The sequence below is a fragment of the Thalassotalea mangrovi genome (genome assembly GCF_005116735.1).
Classification (GTDB): domain Bacteria; phylum Pseudomonadota; class Gammaproteobacteria; order Enterobacterales; family Alteromonadaceae; genus Thalassotalea_A; species Thalassotalea_A mangrovi.
The window spans coordinates 1-19,161 of the sequence record NZ_SWDB01000042.1; the positions used below are offsets into that span (position 1 = coordinate 1).

Here is a 19,161-nt window from a genome sequence, read left to right on the forward strand (position 1 = left end):
GGCCCTAGATTTCATTAATATAGAATGACTATATCAATGAAATCTATGTGGTAACTGAACCTCTGCCCTAACTCTGAATTGTGCACAAACTTAATGAGATTGGTATTAACAAACCTTAGTGACGAATTTTGCGGCGCACTGCATTGCGTTTCACGATAGTATGCTTGTGACATCTTCGGCGGGTATTCAGCCACCAGGAAACGGTTTGAAAGTCTTCCTCTACGGTTATATGAGAGGGTTTTGAAGGGGAGTAAGGAGAGCTAATGCGCTTGTCTGCTAGCCTGGCATTATCGGATTTGCGTTCCGCCACAATGGTACCTCGAAAGTGGTCAGTTCGATGCCAAGTGTAAGACATAGGAGGTTTTTTCGCCAATTTCCACGGGTCTTAGTTACAACTTTTAACGCTTTATCAATACCTTATTCGGCAATCAGATTTCACACAAAGCGGTTATCTTATTGAAAGCATTAAAAAAGCCAACCTTGATAGTTGGCTTTTTGATGATATCGATGCAAAATCGAAGCAGAACTAGCCTTTCTGGCCCTGGCGTTGACGCTCAATCTCAGCTTTTTTCTCAGCGCGGCGCTCAGCAATGACTTTGCTTACGCCGCCACCGATATGATCTTCACCGCGTTGTTTAGCAAGATTAATTTGTTTTTCACGCTCAGCATAACGGGCGCGTTGCTCGTCAGTAACGTTGTCGATACAACGATGACAGCTAACGCCTTTTTGATATTCAGGGCGCTGTTTGTCTTCTTCGGTGATTGGCATACGGCAGGCATGACATTGATCATATATGCCTTTTTCCAGTTTGTGGTTAACGGTGACGCGATCGTCGAATACAAAACAGTCGCCTTCCCACATGGTTTCTTCTTCCGGTACATCTTCAAGGTACTGCAAAATACCGCCTTCCAGGTGATATACCTCTTCAAAACCCTGTTCTTTCATATACGCCGTAGATTTCTCGCAGCGAATGCCACCGGTACAGAACATTGCTACTTTCTTGTGCTTGTTCGGATCCATGTTTTCAGCGACATAATCCGGAAACTCGCGGAAAGTTTCTGTATTTGGGTTCACGGCATGTTTAAAGGTGCCGATTTCCACTTCGTAATCGTTACGAGTATCGACGACAAATACTTCTGGATCCGAAATCAGGGCATTCCAGTCTTTCGGCTTCACGTAAGTACCAACCACCTGGCGAGGATCGATGCCTTCAACGCCCATGGTGACAATCTCTTTTTTCAGTTTGACCTTACAACGCTTGAAAGGCGGATGATCGGTATATGATTCTTTGTAAGAGATATTGGCAAGACGCTGATCAGCTTGTAAAAACGCAAGCACGTTATCGATACCCTGGCGCGGACCGGCTATGGTTCCATTGATGCCTTCGAGGGCTAATAACAAAGTACCTTTAACTTCGTTATTTTCCATGGTTTGGTGTAATGGTTTTCTGATTTGCTCAAAATTTTCCAAACGGACAAATTTGTACAGAGCACAAACTACGTATTGTGACATGTAAATTCCTCTTGCTGTCCAGAACGTAAAACTGGCGCAGGGTTAATAAAACGGCGGCATTATAAAAGAATCAGGAATAAGGAGCAAGACCACATGCAAAGTAGGGGATTAAATTGACTCAGGATAATTTTGTCGCTGTCAGGTGCAATGGCTGATTGCGGATTCGCCAGACAATATAAATCGCCACCAGGATATCAAAAGATACGCAGGCAACTGCATACCATGGCGGCACGATATGCCAGCCGGGACCTTGCAGGTGCAGGCCAATATCCCAGACAGGATGGAGTAACCAACCAAGTGCCAGCCAAATTCGGTTCCTGGTCGTCGCCATCACAAAAAACGCCTAGAGCGTGTTTATCTTTCGAGGTCAATTTTGCAGCGAATTGTTTGGGATTTGGGCAAGGATTTTTTTATTTGGCGTACTTATTGTACGGTAAATAGAAAAACTGCAGTTCAGATTCAAAACAAACGCTGTTCGAAGAATTCAATGGTACGGTTTCACAGAATATGCGTGCTGTTAGTTTCAACAGTTTCACAATTAATTGGCTCTAATTGAACAAAGTTAGACCTGCAAAGGTCAACACGCTCTACTTAATGGCGACCCCTGCAACCTCTATCATTAGCCAGAGAAAATCGCCCCACACCAACCCAAAGCCAATATAAATGAATGCAGCCACCACAAGGCTGGTGCCGAGTATTTTCTGCATGGTCGGGTAGGTAAATTTCTGGGCATAAAGCAGCAGAGGTATCGCGGCGCCAATACCTAAAAGTGGCCAAACCAGATTGAGCATGGATTTTTCTGCCAGGATTGAATCGAAACGGTTAAGGTAGCATGGTTTTTATCGGCTTTTCACCTTAAAAATACCAGGCCAGGTTAATGTTAAGCCTCGAATGCCATTTCGATGGCTGATCAGCAATGCCAACGCCTGGTCCGCCCGCAAACCACATGTTTTTACCGGCAATCCAGTCAATGTAGGTGTAAATTCCCCCTTTAACCAGCGAACATCCGGTGACATTCTGGATCGAATCGGTTAAGCCAGCACGTCTTGGTGCAGCGATGTAAGTGTGATCATTGTAGCAAGTAACGGAATCCAGGAAGGCGTTGTTGATTTGAAAAGTTTTGGCGAGATTAAAGCTGATTACGTCCGCTTCGCTGGCAATTTCAAATGGTGCTTCAAATGCCACCAGGGTGATACGGTAATCCTCCGTGGACAACAACGCATTATCTTCGTAATAATATTTAATATATTGAAGCTGGGCATTCCAGTCGTTAGCAAAATGGCCATCGGCATGGACAGCGATGGCCCAGTGGTCGCCGGATTCCCGGTTTGCCGTATTGGTGAACCTGCCGGTTTGTATCGACGTTCCGAGTAAATGTTTACCCAGGCGATATTGAGCGCGGATATTAAACTGGCCATCCTCTTTAAAGCCTGGTTCACCCTGGGCCGGGCTGGCTAAGTCAAACGAATAGCGATCCCAGCGGTCCGGGTTATCATATTCGCTGTGGATGAAATAGGCGGTATCAAACACCCAGTTATCGCGTTCGATACGCCATTTAACGCCCGTATCGTAATCGTCTTCAAGTCCCAGGTAATAGGTACCGCCGAACCAGAAACTGTGGGATGCGTATGGCTCTAACCCAAACGGAACCTGAGTGATGCCGGCACTAAGGATGTTACTTTCCGAGAATTTATAGCCAAACTCTGCATGGTGAACGGCATCGAATGTTTTATACCATCGATATTGAATATCAACAAACCAGGACGATTTTTCCACACCCAGGTCGAGACGAAACAGCTCAAAGTCAAAATTACCATTGGCATCGTCGCCATAATCGAGCCAGGAATAGTTGCCGCGTATCGCTCCGCCAAGGGACAGCGAAGCGTCATTGTCATTAGCGCGTGCCTGGCTAACGATTAATGAGAGGCATCCGAGCACAAAAATTAAATTCTGAAGTTTACTCACAATAACTACATTTCAACCACGTTAGCTAAAGTGTAGTTGCGATTGGCGTTGATGGAGTTAACGGGCTTGGGTCAGCTGCATCACCACACAGGTTTTATCGGCAATTTTCCAGCGAATATTGTAGTCATCGAGCATCATGCCGTATTCCTGCCAGGATGGATCCTGTTTTTTATAGGCGGGGCGTGGATCCTGCAACAATACCTGATTAATGAGCGTCTTCAGCTCATCGCCGTTAGCCAATGAGGATAATGTTTGCAACACTTCGTCATTGAATTTTACATCAATGTCATGTTGCTGCGGCTCGGGTGCAAACTGTGAATGAGCCTGACTAAGTGCATCCGAGTAGGGGATATACGGCTTAATATCGATAATTGGGGTGCCGTCCATCAAATCCATGCCTGAAATCTGGATGCAGGGGTTTTTGCCGCTAAGGTCAATACCCTCGAGTTTGACCACGGACATGCCGATGGGATTAGGTCTGAAGGTTGAGCGGGATGCAAGTACACCGGTTTTCTGATTGCCACCCAGGCGCGGCGCCTTGATTAGCGGTTTCCAGCCTTGCTCCGCTGTGCCGTGAAACACGAACAACAGCCAAAGATGTGAGTGTTGTTCAATATCGCGCAACATCTGCCGGTCGTTAAAGGGTGGAATAAGCTCAAGGACTCCTTTTGCCGCGGTTACCAGACCCGGTTGCCTGGGAATCGCAAATTTTTCCTTATAGGGGGTATGCGCGATGGCGATCGGCGAAAAGCTGAAAGGCTTATGCTCAGCCATTATTGACCTGGCTCGTTAACTAATTGATAGGCTTTGCCGTAACAAACTAAAAGCTGATTGCACTGGGGCTCGTCAATGTCAACACAAGAGGTAAAAACCACCGCATTGGCTTGCATCGAAGCTGCTTTTTTTCTCGCTTCAGTACGGGCATCAGCAGCACTTACCGGGGCATCGCTGGCTTTCATCTGGCAACTCTCACCTTCAACCATGCCAATGAATTTCGCAGGCCCAGGAAGATCATTGGTGCTGGCGAATACCTCGACTGAGCCAGCAGAAAAATATTCATCGAAATTTTCCTGATCCAAATTTGTTTCAACCTGCATGCTCGTTGTGCATCCTGCCAAAAAGGCCGCCGCAATCATGGAGCCTGTAATTTTAAGCGTCATAATTCTGTCACATTAATCCATTAAGTTAGTATTAATAGCAAATTGCTAAGTGGTTATATTCTGAATGATTTAACTGGCAATGTGAATTGCTATTAATTGCTTAAATGCTCCGTTGGGCGAGGGTTATGTTTATTACCTCGCCATTTTTTTGATTCCTACTTACCAGTTAACGCAAATGTTTGTGCAGCATCTTTTCGATATCGGCTAGCAAAAAAGGTTTGGCGAGAAAGTCGTTCATTCCCGAATCTAGGCATTGTTGAATATGATGGCTTTGCGCATCTGCGGTTAGGGCGACAATGGGAATATGATCAAACTGGGTATGCTGGCGGATTTCTTTAGTCGCTTCATGGCCATCCATGACAGGCATATGTACATCCATAAAGATTAATTGATAGTTGTGATATTGCAGGGCCTTAATCACCTGCTCACCATTTTCGGCAATATCGACTTCAACGCCTAGTTTTTCCAGTAAGCCTTTAGCGACTATCTGATTGAGTTTAAAGTCCTCTGCCAATAATATCCGGGTGCCGGAGAATCGATTACTGATAACCGGTTTTGGCTCGTCTTGGTCTCCTTTGAATAAAATTTCTGCAATATCTTTTAACAATAGTGGAGACTGTATTTGTTCTAAGTTTTCTTTAAAGGAAAATAGTTCACGGACTTTGGGTTGATTGATGTTAGAAAGCAGGATCAGTTTAGTTTCTTGCCTCGCCAACCAATCTTGATTCTTTTCTACCGAATTTAGCAATGAGTTATCCGGGTCGGCACAGGCATCGATGATGATCCACAGGTCCTGCTCCTGCTGCTCCTCAACTTGCCCCAGCGTTTCTATCGGCGAGTAACGGAAATTGATGTTGTGGTACTTGCAGCTGCGCTTGATCAGATGAATATGATGGCTGACGCCGCTAAACAGGTAAATGGCCAGGTTGTCGGGGATCTGGTAAGGCTCAACTGCTGAGCAACGGTCGGGAATAATTAAGCTGAAAGTACTGCCACGATTGAGTGTCGAGGTAACTTCGATTCTGCCATCCATCATTTTCGCAAGGCTTTGGCTAATGGTCAGGCCAAGGCCAGTGCCACCGAATCGGCGCGACGTGGAATTATCCGCCTGGCGAAATGGGTCAAATATTGCCTGTAATTGCTCTTCCGACAGGCCGATGCCGGTATCCTTGATATGAATGGCGATTTCATCTTTATCCTCGAGCAGGTCCAGCACTACATCAACCCGGCCATGGTTGGTAAATTTGATCGCATTGGAACACAAGTTCAACAGTATCTGGCCAATCCTCACCGGGTCACCATGATACATTTGCTTGAATCCGGCAGGTATATCGAAGTAAAAACCAAGGTTTTTTTCCTGCGCCTGTATACCCAATACATTGCTGAGTCGATCAAATACGCTGAGTAGTTCAAAGTCGACTTCTTCCAACTGTAGGCGATCACTGTCGATTTTCGAAAAATCGAGAATGTCATTTAAAATGTCAAGCAGCTGCCGAGAAGACAGGAGAATTTTGTCGACATAAGCTCTATCCTCGCTGGTCAGGTTTTGTTGTTGTAACAACTGGCTAATACCGATGATGCCGTTCATGGGGGTGCGAATTTCATGACTCATATTGGCAAGAAATTCTCCACGGCTTTTGTTTGCCGCTTCTGCCTGCTGCTTGGCGGCTGTTGCCACTAACGCCTGTTGCTCGTATTGTTGTACGGTCTCGGCAATATCATCCTGCATCTGGTTCATGGCTTTTGCTAACCAGGAAATATCGGCGACTTTCGAATTCAGTTTTAATCGCGTATTAAAATGGCCTTCAGAAATACTTTTCGCCAGTTCCACCAATCTGGATACCGGGCGACTGATTTGCCTGGATATAAAATAACTACCAACCAGAAGCACTAAAATAAGGCTTAACTGGACGCAGGTTTTGCCAATCCGGAACATGTCAGCACGTTTTTCCAGGGCATTGACCTTTTTAAAGTGCCATACATCGTAACTATCTTTAAACTTATCTATATGATCCATGATATCTGATTTGGTTTTCAGATAGTCAGGCCCGTAAAGCATCTTTAGGGCTATTTTTCGTCCACTTTCCGGATCTGACTCGAATATCCTGATAGCTTCTTCTTCAGTTTCAGCCAATTGTTCGGAAAGTTGAGTCGCCTGATACAATTCCTTTAGGATTTTCTCCGGAGCCAACAAATGTTGAATTAGCTCGCGAATCGGGGTGGAGTGATGAATTTCCCGTAATCGGTCTGTATGGTACTTATCCCAGTAAATACTAAAAAAGTTTTGCGGGCGAGGGTTGCGGCCATTCCATATGTCGGAGACTTCGAAAAAATACTCCTTGTAGGCTTTGTCTCCGGTGGTGACATAGGTGCGCGAAGTACGGGTGAGTTTGTTAGATTTAGAGCGCACCAGGTTCGATAACTCAAGGATCGCCAGCCGGTCATTATGATGGGCAATCAGGTCATCAATCGCTTTATTATAAAAACGAAAGGCAACGATGTTGGCGACAATCAGTACCACTAACAGCAGTAAAAATCTTACCAGAAAACGATTTAACGTCATCTTACAAAGCCGATAAGCTTAGATAAATTCATAGGTTAAGTTTATCAGGCGAATGCTGGATGGTTATAAAATTTTCCTGACTTAGCATCATAAACAAGGGATTAGATCAGGAAAAAGTAAAAAGCCTGCTAGATGCAGGCTTTTTTTAAAGTGGCTTATGCGCCTTTCTTGTCAGCGATATAGCGGTCAACCATATCTTCGACTACGTATAGCGGTAGCGGTCCATTCTTAAGATAGACGTCGTGGAATTCGCGGATATCAAACTTATCGCCCAATTCCTGTTGCGCTTTCTCTCGAAGTTCAATAATTTTCAGCATACCGATTTTGTATGCCGTTGCCTGGGATGGCATGACCGCATGGCGTTCAACCATTTTAATGGCATCGGATTTGGCATTTGGCGTATTGTTGACGTAATAATCAATACCTTGTTCGCGCGTCCATTTTTTCACGTGCATACCGGTATCTACTACCAGGCGACAGGCACGCCATAATTCCATTGCCAGGCGACCGAAATCAGAATAGGGATCTTCATATAATCCAATTTCTTTCGGCAACAGCTCGGTATATAAGCCCCAGCCTTCAGAATAGGCAGTAAAACCAGAGAACTTGCGGAATTTTGGAATGCCTTCCAGCTCCTGAGAGATGGCCAGTTGCATGTGATGACCCGGTATACCCTCATGATACGCTAATGCTTCCATCTGATAGGTTGGCATCGCTTTCATATCATACAGGTTGGCATAGTACATACCAGGACGAGAGCCATCCGGAGCCGGTCTAGAGTAAAACGCTTTACCAGCAGATTTTTCACGGAATGCTTCGACCCGCTTAACAACTAGATCGGCTTTTGGCTTGACCAAGAATAATTCGTCCAAACGTGACTTCATATTGTCGATGTAGGCGGTTGCTTCGTCCAGGTAACGTTGGCGACCTTCTTCGCTATCTGGATAGTAGAATTGGTCGTCTTCACGCATAAACTGCATGAACGCCTGTAAATCCCCCTTAAAGCCCACTTTGTCTTTAATGACACGCATCTCATCATGAATGCGGGCCACTTCATCAAGACCGATTTGGTGAATTTGCTCTGCTGTCAGGTCTGTTGTTGTGGTGTTTTGCAACGCGTTGTTGTAAAACTCCAGGCCATTCGGGAATTTCCAGGCGCCAGCATCGACAGAGGATTTGGTTTCAAGATTGATCAAATAATCGATCAGATCCTGATAGGCTGGTTGCACACTGGTTAACAGCGCTTTTGCAGCGTCATCAATAAGTGCTGCTTTTTCTTGGTCAGAAATCTCCAGGGCGTCGACTTTTTTACGAAAATCCGCCATCAATGTAGAGTCTTCGCCTTCAGAAAATGGCGCACCGATAAGAATATTTTGTGAATCGCGGATCACGTGAGGAAATACGAAAGACGGGGCGATGATTCCCTTATTCTCACGCACTTTAAGGCCGGTGATTAATTGCTCAATCACGGTGTCGACGCCGTTTAAGCGGCTGACATAGGCTTTCGCATCATCCAGGCTTTTTACATTATGCTGGTTAATTAAAAACGAAGGAATGTTTGAGTGAATCCCAAACATCTGGTTTACCGGGTAATTATGATAACGCCATTTGTAGTTATCAATGCTGTTTTGCATTTGTCGCTCAGCAAGCTTGTAACTGATTTTGGACTGTTCGTCCAAGGCGTCATAATCAAATGCTTTTAGTGCAGCCAGATTTTTTTTGGTAATTGCCAACTCTTCTGCCGCTGCCTGCTCGGAATTATCATCCCATTTGCCATAATCTTTTTTGATACCGAGATAGGTCTGGTACTGTGGGCTGCGCATTACCGAGTCCATGAATACCTGTTCAAAAAATGCATTCAGTTTTTCCGATTCGGTTTGTACGTTGGCCGCTACATTATTAGGTGCAGGCTGAGATTCAGCAGCAGAGTTTTGCGCCGTCAGATTACAGCCTGCCAGCAAGCTGGCTGAAATCGTTAAAGCAATTAAAGATTTTTTCATTTGTGTATAACTCTTGATTGATGAGTGATTGTCATAAGCCTTCATCGTTCGACTCAATCTGCATCACTCGGGTTATGTATTAAAAAAAATGTCCCTGGCTTTTCGCCGCCAGAGGTTTAATTCGTTCCGGGGTCTGCACACCAGTGATAATCGGCTTACTGACATACGACAGCACTTTGATGATTTCTGTCATTTGTCCAAGATCCAGGGTAGAGATTTCATCGCTTACCTGGTGATAATCCTGGTCTTTCGCTATTTGGGTGCTGGAGATACTGTGCGCAGGCACACCCAGACGCGCCAGAGAAGCATTGTCAGAGCGATAAAATAACTGGAAATCTGGATATGGGTCGGCTTCGATGCGATAGTTATCGGCCCGCAGGTTTGCAGGCAGGTTGGTATTTAACAGGTCGCCCAGGTTAGAGCGATCCATCCCTGTCATCCACATTTTACCGGGACCAAATTGTGATGCCTTACCGATCATTTCAATATTAAACATCGCCACCATGGCATCGGCATCGATAGTTTTGGCAAAGTGTTCTGAACCTAAAAGGCCTAATTCCTCGGCAGTAAAGGTGATGAAAAGGATGCTGCGCTCACGGTTTTCCATGTTGTTAAAGTAACGCGCCAGGTTCAGCACTGCGGCAACGCCTGAAGCATCGTCATTAGCCCCGTTATATATGTTATCTTTACCACTTTGAGGGTCGATTTGTTGACCAATATGATCGTGATGGGCGGAAAAAACCACATACTCGTCGGGACGGGACTTACCTTCCAGGACGGCGGCGACATTATTCAGGGTAATGTGTTTCTTATCGAAGCCACCAGTTACCGACAGTCTGTTAATTTCCGGTGTCTCTGAGAGGGCAAAAACCAGCGCTTTTTCTGGTTTTTCGCTGAGTGACCGGGTTCCCGTGGCCAGGTAATGGGAAAATCCTTTAAACAGTTTTTCATGAACAGGATTTACCAGTACCAGAGCATTCTCACCGGCTTCATTAAGCTCTTTCAATTTGGCGCGAAAATCATCTTCAGCACCGATATGGATAATTGCGATATTGTCTTTCTGCCACTCTACCTTTGCTGCACTACCAGCGGCAAAAATTTTTGCCGGGTCTAATGCTTGCCCATTAATGGCGACTGCAAAAGGGCGGGGCTGGTAATGATAAAGGCTAAACGTTTGCAGGTAGCTTTGGCCAAAAAATGGCTGCAAACCAGCGGCTTTAAATTCATCACGGATGTACTGTTCAGCAATCGCAATACCGGTGCCATCGGCGGCACGGCCTAGCGTATCATCACCGGCCAGGGCGGAGACATCTTTGCGCACTTGTTCGACGCTAATCGCATTGGCGGGTCCGGATACCCATATTTGAGTCAATGCGAAAGCAACGGCTGCGATGCCATAAAGGTTGGATTTTTTCATTTCAATCATACGTTTCTAATTGTTAAGTCAACGAACATAGCGAATTTGCGATATCACCTCAACTGCTAACGAGTCTGGGAATTATCTTGTAACAATTTAAGGTCCACCTGTATGGCGTGCTCCGCATCGCTAACCCAAACCTGTGAGCCATCGATGGTAAATTGTAGTTCCATGGTGCGCTGCAGGCATTGGGCAAGGGCATTGCTCTGCTCTTCGTTCACCTGCCAGATGCTGACATTGTTATATTGTGAGGCTTTATGTTGTATTTTCTGCCACCAGATATCGCTGGCACTGCCGTAGCAATAGATGACAACCTGGCGAGCACGGTTGCTGGCTTTTTTAAGACGCTTCTCGTCCAGTTGTCCCAGCTCTACCCACAGCTCAATTTCTTCACTGTAATTTTTGATCCACAAGTCCGGTTCTTCGTCGGTAGAGATGCCTTTACATAATTGCAGTTGTTCGTCGTATTGATGCGCAAACGCCAACAGGCGGAGCATTAGTCGTCGTTCGGTTTCTGAAGGATGCCTGGCAATCGTCAGCTGAAAATGCGGGTATTGTTCCCGGTTGAGATCGGAAACTTGAATGGAGGCTTTATAAATGATGGATTTTTGTGCCACGTTATATCCTGGGCGACTTATTGATAAAGCTAGGATAATAACGTGGTTCTGCAGGAAAGCGAAGTGGGCCCAGCGAAAAACTGCCAGCGATTTTCGTTGACAATGTGTGCTGTTGTTTACGCTTAATTAGTCTTCTTTGGCCTGAATCAATTCAATGGCATAACCATCCGGATCTTTCACAAACGCAATCTCTGTCGTGCCGCCCTTTACCGGACCGGGCTCGCGGGAAATAACACCACCTAATGATTTTATTTTTTCACAGGCCGTGTAAACATCGTCGACTTCAATGGCAATGTGGCCAAAGGCACCTCCCAACTCATAATTATCGACCCCCCAGTTGTAGGTTAGTTCCAATACGGTCGAGTGTGCCATATCGTCATAACCCATAAACGCTAAGGTGTATTGATACTGCTCATTATCGGAACGGCGTAACAGGCGCATCCCTAAAACGTCCTGATAAAAACGGATAGAACGATCCAGATCGCCAACGCGCAACATAGTGTGCAGAATTCTCATATCGATTCCTTAATTTGATGTTTTTTCTTTAATTTCACAAAGACCGGTAATCATACAGGATCTCCCTTCTGGTTTTCCAGTCACTGAGGGAGTCAGGTAAATGGTCTACATCAACGACGAATTCTATTGGGACAATGGATAATTCTGTTGGTTCCGGAAAAGGGTAATTTTTTGTTCGAAATTTATGCAGGTGTTGTTAAATCGATGAACCAGCGGCAGTTATACCAATCACATTAAGTTTGTGCACAACTCAGAGTTTGGGCAGAGGTATCAGTTACAACATAGATTTCATTGATATAGTCATTCTATATTAATGAAATATAGGGCCGTAAATGGGCCTCTGATAAACTCCCTACGGGTGAGTTTTAAATGCGTTTACCCGGCGTTACTGATTTTGACAATGGAATGACCATTCTCTGCAATCAAAGCCTTGTCTAAACGCCTTTAAATTCTCACTGAGTGAGCAATAATTTAATGTGATTGGTATTAATTGTCTGCAAGCATCATTTGCGGTTAAACATGGAATATCTGGCCTGAATTTTTAACCATAGGTTTTACCTGAACTATAGTGTTAATTGGCTAACAAATTTATAGGTAGAGGGGTAACCGTGTCTCAAGGTAAATGTCCGGTCATGCATGGCAGCACCACAGAAAGTGGTATGTCTAACACTGAGTGGTGGCCGAAAACACTAAATTTAGATATTTTGCATCAGCACGACACCATGACGAATCCCATGGCGGCTGACTTTAATTATGCTGAAGCAGTAAAAACCTTAGATTTTGCAGCGCTGAAAAAGGATTTATTGGCACTGATGACAGATAGCCAGGAATGGTGGCCTGCGGATTGGGGGCATTACGGTGGTTTGATGATCAGAATGACCTGGCATGCGGCCGGCTCTTACCGGATTGCGGACGGCCGTGGTGGCGCTGGGACCGGGAATTTGCGTTTTGCGCCATTAAATTCCTGGCCGGATAATACCAATCTTGATAAAGCCAGGCGCTTATTATGGCCGATCAAGAAAAAATACGGTAATAAGCTAAGCTGGGCCGATTTAATCGCCTATGCGGGTACCATGGCGTATGAGTCGATGGGTCTTAATACCTATGGTTTTGGCTTCGGTCGTGAGGATATCTGGCATCCTGAGAAAGATACCTATTGGGGTTCCGAAAAGGAATGGCTGGCGCCGAGCGGCAGCGAAAACAGTCGTTATTCGGGCGAGCGTGACTTAGAAAATCCGTTAGCGGCGGTAATGATGGGACTGATTTATGTAAACCCGGAAGGTGTCGACGGTAACCCTGATCCTTTGAAAACGGCGCATGATGTGCGGGTGACGTTTGAACGCATGGCGATGAATGATGAAGAAACTGTTGCGCTTACCGCTGGTGGTCATACAGTGGGTAAGTGTCACGGCAATGGTGATGCGGCATTGTTAAGTGCAGAACCGGAAGCGGGGGAGATCGAGGACCAGGGTTTTGGCTGGCTCAATAAGAGCAAGCGGGGCATTGGTCGGGATAGTGTTACCAGCGGCATTGAGGGGGCCTGGACCACAGAGCCAACCCAATGGGATAACGGTTATTTTCATCTACTTCTTAATTATGAGTGGGAGTCGAAGAAAAGTCCCGCCGGGGCCTGGCAATGGGAGCCGGTAGATGTCAAAGAGGAAGATAAGCCCGCCGATGTCGAAGACCCGTCGATTCGTCGCAACCTGGTGATGACGGATGCTGATATGGCTATGAAGATGGATCCTGAATATCGCAAAATATCTGAGCGGTTTTATCAGGACCCTGAATATTTTTCTCAGGTTTTTGCTCGTGCCTGGTTTAAATTAACTCATCGGGATATGGGGCCGAAAGCTCGTTATATAGGCCCGGACGTGCCGCAGGAAGACTTGCTCTGGCAAGATCCTGTGCCGAAAGGAAACACCAGCTACGATGTTCAGGCTGTTATTGAGAAAATCAAAAGCAGTGGCTTAAGCGTCAGTGAAATGGTATCTACCGCATGGGACAGTGCCCGTACGTATAGAAACTCCGATAAACGCGGCGGTGCCAATGGCGCCAGAATCAGGCTCGCACCGCAAAAAGACTGGCCAGGCAACGAACCGGAGCGATTAGCCAAAGTACTCTCGGTATTAGAAAACATTGCCGCGGACACCGGTGCGAGTGTTGCCGATGTGATTGTTTTAGCCGGCAACGTTGGTGTTGAGCAAGCGGCAAGCGCCGCTGGCGTGAGTGTCAAAGTGCCGTTTACGCCTGGCCGGGGTGATGCGAGCGCGGAGATGACTGATGAAACCTCGTTTGAGGTGTTAGAACCACTGCATGATGGCTTTCGTAACTGGATGAAAAAGGATTATGTAGTCAGTCCCGAAGAAATGTTATTGGACCGCGCGCAGTTGATGGGCTTAACCGCCTGTGAAATGACCGCTTTGGTTGGTGGTATGCGAGTGCTGGGGACTAATCATGGGCAAAGCAAACACGGCGTGTTCACCGACAATGTTGGCGTTCTCAGTAATGACTTTTTTATTAACCTGACCGATATGCAGTATCGCTGGCAGCCAACCGGTGATAACGTTTATGACATTGTTGACCGGGCATCGGGGGCAGTGAAATGGACCGCAACCCGGGTAGATTTGGTGTTTGGATCTAACTCAATTCTCCGGGCCTATGCGGAAGTGTATGCACAGGATGACAACCAGGAGAAGTTTGTGAATGACTTTGTTGCGGCCTGGAACAAAGTGATGAATGCGGACATGTTCTAGTCCACCGGTGCGGGTGCAAGGATAAGATTAAGGCGTTTTCCTCCCGGGGAAAACGCCTTTCATTCTAGCCCTGGAGCGCGCGAAGCATCCAGGCCGTTTTTTCATGCACTCTCATTCTGTCGGAGATTAATGCTGCTGAAGATTCATCATCAGCAGATTGAGCAGCCTTTAACGCCTGGCGGCATGTTTTTACCACACTCTCATGAGAGGCGGTCAATATCTTCACCATGACTTCAGCCTCTGGCACACCATCCACTTCTTTTATGGTCGATAATTCAGAGAATGCTTTATAGGTACCTGGCGCTACAACACCTAAGGTTCTGATTCGTTCGGCAATCTCATCAACGGCTGTTGCTAACTCTGTGTAATGCTCTTCAAACATCAGGTGCAATTCACGAAATTGCGGTCCCGTCACATTCCAGTGGAAATTATGGGTCTGTAAATACAGGGTATAGCTATCAGCCAGTAATATTTTAAGTTGTGCCGCTACGTTTTCTCGTTGTTTATCATCAATGCCGATATCCACGTTCTCGCTCCTATGTTTAGATTGGCTGATATACACTACATATTAGTAGGTTCTAATATGTTATCCTAGATCAATCAGTAAACGAATAATAGGAGATAATCGATTTGAATGTTACTCGGTCTTGTCTTTATACTCACATAAATCTTCAATGATACAGGAACCACACTTAGGCTTGCGTGCCACGCAGGTATATCGACCGTGTAAGATTAACCAGTGATGGACATCAACCTTGAACTCTTCGGGAACCACTTTTAGCAGCTTTTGTTCGACCAAATCGACGTTTTTTCCCATCGCCAGCTTGGTTCGGTTAGAGACCCGGAAAATATGAGTATCGACGGCGATGGTTGGCCAGCCAAAGGCGGTATTCAGTACCACGTTGGCGGTTTTGCGTCCAACACCAGGCAAGGCTTCCAGTGCGGCCCTGTCTTCAGGCACTTCACCGCCATGCAAATCTACCAGCATCTGACAGGTTTTAATGGTGTTTTCTGCTTTGGAATTAAACAGTCCTATGGTTTTGATATAGCTTTTTAGCTTTTCCAGGCCCAAATCCAGTATTGCCTGCGGCGTGTTGGCAACGGGAAATAACTTGTCTGTCGCTTTATTCACACCAACGTCCGTTGCCTGGGCAGATAACAACACGGCAATTAACAGTTCAAACGGGCTGGAAAAATTCAACTCTGTGGTTGGATGTGGATTGTCATCCCGTAGCCGGGTTAAAATCTCTAATCGTTTTTCTTTATTCATACTGCTTTCCTGACCTGAACGATAGTGTCTTTAGAAGGGCAAGCTTACCCTTCAAAATTCACTCGAACTCGTTCTATTTCCTTAGGTTTACTGCTTTTGGCCAACTTCTGGGCCTGACGATTGTCAATCGCATTTTTGGCGGCAATTAAAAAGCCCATCGCGATAAAGGCACCCGGCGGTAAAATAGCCAGCAAAAACTGTGAATCAAACTCGACCACCTGAATGGTTAATCCTTTCGCCCAGTCACCGAGTAACAGGTGCGCGCCGTCAAACAAGGTTCCCTGACCAAGTAGCTCGCGCACGCTACCTAATACCAGTAATACTAATGCAAATCCGATACCCATCATCAGGCCGTCAAAGCTGGCTTGTTTGATTGGATTTTTCGAGGCATAAGCTTCGGCACGGCCGATGATGGCGCAGTTGGTGACGATAAGGGGTAAAAATATGCCAAGCGATTGATAGATGCCATAAGCGTAGGCATTCATCAGCAATTGCACGCATGTTACGAAGGCGGCAATGATTAGCACGAAAATCGGAATTCGCACTTCTTTTGGCACCCACTGACGAATAGCGGATACGGTGGCATTAGAACATATGAGAACAAACAGGGTGGCCAGGCCAAGACCCAGTGCATTGGTGAATGTGGTGGTTACTGCCAGAAGGGGGCAAAGACCCAAAAGCTGTACCAGGCCTGGATTATTCTTCCACAGGCCCTGCCAGACCAATTCGCGATATTCGCCCGGCTTGGTATCTACGGTGTTATTCGTTTCGTCACCAGGGTTAACGTTCGGCGTATCAGTTGAAGAATCAGCCATTTTCACCTCGGCAGGATTGATTATGATTTAAAATGTCAGCCTGATTTTTATCGAAAAACATCATGGTATTTTTTACCGCCTTGACTACGGCTCGCGGGGTGATGGTTGCCCCGGTAAACTGATCAAACATACCGCCATCTTTTTTTACTGCCCAACGGCTGTCCTTATCGCTGGTCATTTGTTTATTCTCGAAACGATATACCCAGTCGGATTTTCGGGTTTCAATCTTGTCACCGAGACCCGGTGTTTCCTGGTGTTCAAGCACGCGCACGCCGCTGAGGCTGCCATCTTTATTGATTGCTACCAATAGCTCGATGTTGCCATTATAGCCATCGGGTGCGACGCTGGTAATGGCAACCGCGACCGGTAAATTATCCTGCCTGGCGGTGTAGACTGTTTGTGGTTGTTCACTACCCAGTAAGTCTTTATCGGTTACATATTGGCAGGCCATATAGATATCGTTGTTAAATCGGGATGGATTGATTACCTGATACAAGGTGTTTAACAACTGCTGTTCAGCCTGTCTGGCACGAGTTTCGGCGGTGAACATATCGACCAGGGCAACCAGTAGGGTGCAGCCGAGGGCGAAGATGGCCAGGATCATGGCATTGGATTTCATCGCCTGCTTCATGAGGTGCCTCCCTGCTTATGGCCATAGGTTCGCGGCCTGGTGTACTGATCGATTAAAGGTACGGCCATATTAGCCAGCAGTACCGCAAAGGCGATAGCATCGGGATAACCACCAAATTTGCGAATCACCGCAACCAGAAGGGCGATCAACAGGGCAAAGACAATTCGGCCTTTGGCCGTTGTCGAGCCGCTAACCGGGTCGGTGATTATAAAGAATGCGCCAAGCATTGTACCACCGCTTAACCAATGAAACATGGTAGAGGCCGAACTGTCAGGGCTAACCACATAACCAATAAAAGTGAATACCAACAAGCCCGTTAAAAAGCTAACCGGTAAGCGCCAGTCTATCGCTTTTTTGGCAATCAGATACAGGCCACCGATGAGAAAGCCCAGGTTGACCCATTCCCAGCCGTGGCTGACAAATTCGCCAAATACCGGGTTATTAAAACTTTCTTTTACGGTTAGGCCTCGACCAATGTCGGTTTTTAACGTATCCAACGGTGTCGCCATGGTGATGCCATCAATATTCATCCGAATCTGTTCAACCGAAAATCCGTCACTGCTAAAACCGGTAAAAATCAACCACAGGGTATCGAACAGACCCACTGGCTGAGTCATTAAATCACTGACCGGTGCCCAGGCAGTCATATGCACGGGAAAGGAAACTAGCAGCAATACGTAGGCGGCCATGGCCGGGTTGAACAGGTTGTAGCCGAGTCCACCATACAATTGCTTCACTACTGCGATGGCAAAGACACTGCCAATGGCAGCGATCCACCATGGGGCGAATGCCGGAATCGATATACCGATTAATACCCCGGTCAGAACTGCAGAATAATCGGAAATTTGTGCTTTGATATTTTTATCGCGAATGGCGAGGAAGGTGATCTCCGTCAACACGCAGAATGATACTGCCAGGGCAATTTGAAGCAAATTACCCCAGCCGAAAAAATACCACTGGGCAAGAATCCCGGGCAGGGTTGCGAAGATGACCAATCGCATCAGTGCAGGCGTTTTTGCCTGAATATGATTATGGGGTGAGCTTGCTATCCAAAATGCCATGTTTAGCTATCTGCCTTTTCCTGTTTCTTTGCCTTTGCTCTTGCTCTGGCTTTCTCGACAGCCTGAGCAACCTTCGCTTTCTTCTCTTCATCACTCAAGGTTTTCGTGGTCTTGGTGGAAGTGTTGGTTTTAGTCTCTTTGCTTACCGGTTGTTCAAACAAGTCCGCTTGTTTGGCTTTGGCAGCAGTCGTTGCCTTACGGGTTGTCGCCGCTTTTTTAGTGGTTGCTTTTACTTTGCTGTCACTCTTTGTCGCCGCAACTTTCCGAGTTACTGCCTTTTTGGTGGCAGGTTCACTAGCCTTTGCAGATTCCGTTTTCACGGTTTTCGCAGCGCTACGCCTAGTCGTGGTAGCAGTCGAGGATTTGCTTGCCGTCGCTTTTGTTTCCGCTTTGTCACTGTTCGCTGACGTCGTTTTTTTTGTCGCCTTTGTGGTTGCTGCTTGTTTAGCGCTTTTGCTCGCTGTTTTTCTGGTAGCCGGCTTTTGCGCAACTTTACTGACGGCTTTACGTGTTGCCGGTTTTTCTGTTTCAGCGTCTGTTTTTGTCGTTGCGGATTTGACGGATTTACTGGCAGCTTTTGCTGTCGCTGCTTTTTTGGTCGTAGCCGCTTTTTTAGTGGTAGTCGCTTTTTCTGTGGATGATACTTTAGAGGCCGCCGCTTTTTTCGCTGCGGCAGTTTTAGGTGCCGCTGTTTTTCTGCTGGCGCTGGTTTTTTTCGTTACGGCTTTAGGTTCAGCGTTTTCCTCAGTAGACGCCCGTTTGCTGGTTATGTCTTTTTCTTCTGGTGCTGCTTTGGTTTTTGCAGCGCCATCTTTAGCATTACTATCACTGGCTTTAGGTTCTGAACTGGATTGTTCATCGTCGCCATCCGTATCGG

The 19,161-nt window shown here is 46.4% G+C and carries 20 protein-coding genes; 2 read left to right on the forward strand and 18 right to left on the reverse strand.

What is annotated here, in order from left to right; translation table 11 throughout:
- Positions 1–115: 115 nt before the first annotated feature.
- The 12 genes from E8M12_RS15765 to gloA form a co-directional block, all read right to left on the reverse strand.
- Entirely contained in the window at positions 116–310 is a 195-nt protein-coding gene (locus E8M12_RS15765) for a hypothetical protein (protein WP_136737234.1), read from the reverse strand.
- A 216-nt stretch (positions 311–526) separates the two neighbouring features.
- The gene (gene trhO, locus E8M12_RS15770; RefSeq protein WP_136737235.1) at positions 527–1,513 is read right to left on the reverse strand and encodes an oxygen-dependent tRNA uridine(34) hydroxylase TrhO; all 987 of its coding nucleotides are present in this window, start codon (positions 1,511–1,513) and stop codon (positions 527–529) included.
- A 118-nt stretch (positions 1,514–1,631) separates the two neighbouring features.
- Positions 1,632–1,844: a DUF6010 family protein gene (locus E8M12_RS15775; RefSeq protein WP_136737236.1), complete on the reverse strand. Its 213-nt coding sequence runs from the start codon at positions 1,842–1,844 to the stop codon at positions 1,632–1,634.
- 256 nt (positions 1,845–2,100) lie between these two features.
- The gene (locus tag E8M12_RS15780) at positions 2,101–2,304 is read right to left on the reverse strand and encodes a hypothetical protein (protein ID WP_136737237.1); all 204 of its coding nucleotides are present in this window, start codon (positions 2,302–2,304) and stop codon (positions 2,101–2,103) included.
- A gap of 64 nt (positions 2,305–2,368) precedes the next feature.
- Entirely contained in the window at positions 2,369–3,478 is a 1,110-nt protein-coding gene (locus tag E8M12_RS15785; RefSeq protein ID WP_136737238.1) for a putative porin, read from the reverse strand.
- A 57-nt stretch (positions 3,479–3,535) separates the two neighbouring features.
- Complete coding sequence (tsaA, locus tag E8M12_RS15790; RefSeq protein ID WP_136737239.1) at positions 3,536–4,252, reverse strand: tRNA (N6-threonylcarbamoyladenosine(37)-N6)-methyltransferase TrmO; 717 nt, start codon at positions 4,250–4,252, stop codon at positions 3,536–3,538.
- Positions 4,252–4,575, reverse strand: coding sequence for an Rcs stress response system protein RcsF (rcsF, locus tag E8M12_RS15795; RefSeq protein ID WP_169303165.1), 324 nt, complete (start codon positions 4,573–4,575; stop codon positions 4,252–4,254). The genes tsaA and rcsF overlap by 1 nt, the downstream gene beginning before the upstream one ends.
- A 229-nt stretch (positions 4,576–4,804) precedes the next feature.
- Positions 4,805–7,201, reverse strand: a complete 2,397-nt coding sequence (locus E8M12_RS15800; RefSeq protein WP_136737241.1) for an ATP-binding protein — start codon at positions 7,199–7,201, stop codon at positions 4,805–4,807.
- Positions 7,202–7,356: 155 nt separating this feature from the next.
- Entirely contained in the window at positions 7,357–9,201 is a 1,845-nt protein-coding gene (locus E8M12_RS15805; RefSeq protein WP_136737242.1) for a DUF885 domain-containing protein, read from the reverse strand.
- A gap of 79 nt (positions 9,202–9,280) precedes the next feature.
- A complete protein-coding gene (locus E8M12_RS15810) occupies positions 9,281–10,627 on the reverse strand; it encodes a M28 family peptidase (protein WP_136737243.1) in 1,347 nt (448 codons plus the stop codon).
- Between the two features lie 56 nt (positions 10,628–10,683).
- Positions 10,684–11,235, reverse strand: coding sequence for a YaeQ family protein (locus E8M12_RS15815; protein WP_136737244.1), 552 nt, complete (start codon positions 11,233–11,235; stop codon positions 10,684–10,686).
- Positions 11,236–11,361: 126 nt separating this feature from the next.
- Complete coding sequence (gloA, locus tag E8M12_RS15820) at positions 11,362–11,751, reverse strand: lactoylglutathione lyase (RefSeq protein WP_136737245.1); 390 nt, start codon at positions 11,749–11,751, stop codon at positions 11,362–11,364.
- Between the two features lie 608 nt (positions 11,752–12,359).
- Between gloA and katG the strand changes: the two genes are divergently transcribed.
- Positions 12,360–14,507 carry a catalase/peroxidase HPI gene (gene katG, locus E8M12_RS15825; protein ID WP_136737246.1) on the forward strand — a complete coding sequence of 716 codons (2,148 nt, stop codon included), beginning with the start codon at positions 12,360–12,362 and terminating at the stop codon, positions 14,505–14,507.
- A 64-nt stretch (positions 14,508–14,571) separates the two neighbouring features.
- Here katG and E8M12_RS15830 read toward each other — a convergent pair whose 3' ends face one another.
- The 6 genes from E8M12_RS15830 to E8M12_RS15855 form a co-directional block, all read right to left on the reverse strand.
- Positions 14,572–15,033, reverse strand: a complete 462-nt coding sequence (locus tag E8M12_RS15830; protein WP_211245067.1) for a Dps family protein — start codon at positions 15,031–15,033, stop codon at positions 14,572–14,574.
- Positions 15,034–15,144: 111 nt separating this feature from the next.
- Entirely contained in the window at positions 15,145–15,777 is a 633-nt protein-coding gene (nth, locus tag E8M12_RS15835; protein ID WP_136737247.1) for an endonuclease III, read from the reverse strand.
- Positions 15,778–15,821: 44 nt separating this feature from the next.
- The gene (locus E8M12_RS15840) at positions 15,822–16,592 is read right to left on the reverse strand and encodes an electron transport complex subunit E (protein ID WP_136737248.1); all 771 of its coding nucleotides are present in this window, start codon (positions 16,590–16,592) and stop codon (positions 15,822–15,824) included.
- Positions 16,585–17,223 carry an electron transport complex subunit RsxG gene (gene rsxG / locus E8M12_RS15845; protein WP_136737249.1) on the reverse strand — a complete coding sequence of 213 codons (639 nt, stop codon included), beginning with the start codon at positions 17,221–17,223 and terminating at the stop codon, positions 16,585–16,587. The genes E8M12_RS15840 and rsxG overlap by 8 nt, the downstream gene beginning before the upstream one ends.
- A complete protein-coding gene (rsxD, locus tag E8M12_RS15850) occupies positions 17,220–18,284 on the reverse strand; it encodes an electron transport complex subunit RsxD (protein ID WP_136737250.1) in 1,065 nt (354 codons plus the stop codon). Before rsxD ends, rsxG begins: the two co-directional genes overlap by 4 nt.
- A gap of 2 nt (positions 18,285–18,286) precedes the next feature.
- On the reverse strand, positions 18,287–18,604 hold the full coding sequence (locus E8M12_RS15855; protein ID WP_136737251.1) for a hypothetical protein: 318 nt from the start codon (positions 18,602–18,604) through the stop codon (positions 18,287–18,289).
- 43 nt (positions 18,605–18,647) lie between these two features.
- Between E8M12_RS15855 and E8M12_RS15860 the strand changes: the two genes are divergently transcribed.
- Positions 18,648–19,161, forward strand: a 514-nt coding sequence (locus E8M12_RS15860) for a hypothetical protein (protein ID WP_136737252.1), incomplete at its 3' end; no start/stop codon positions are given.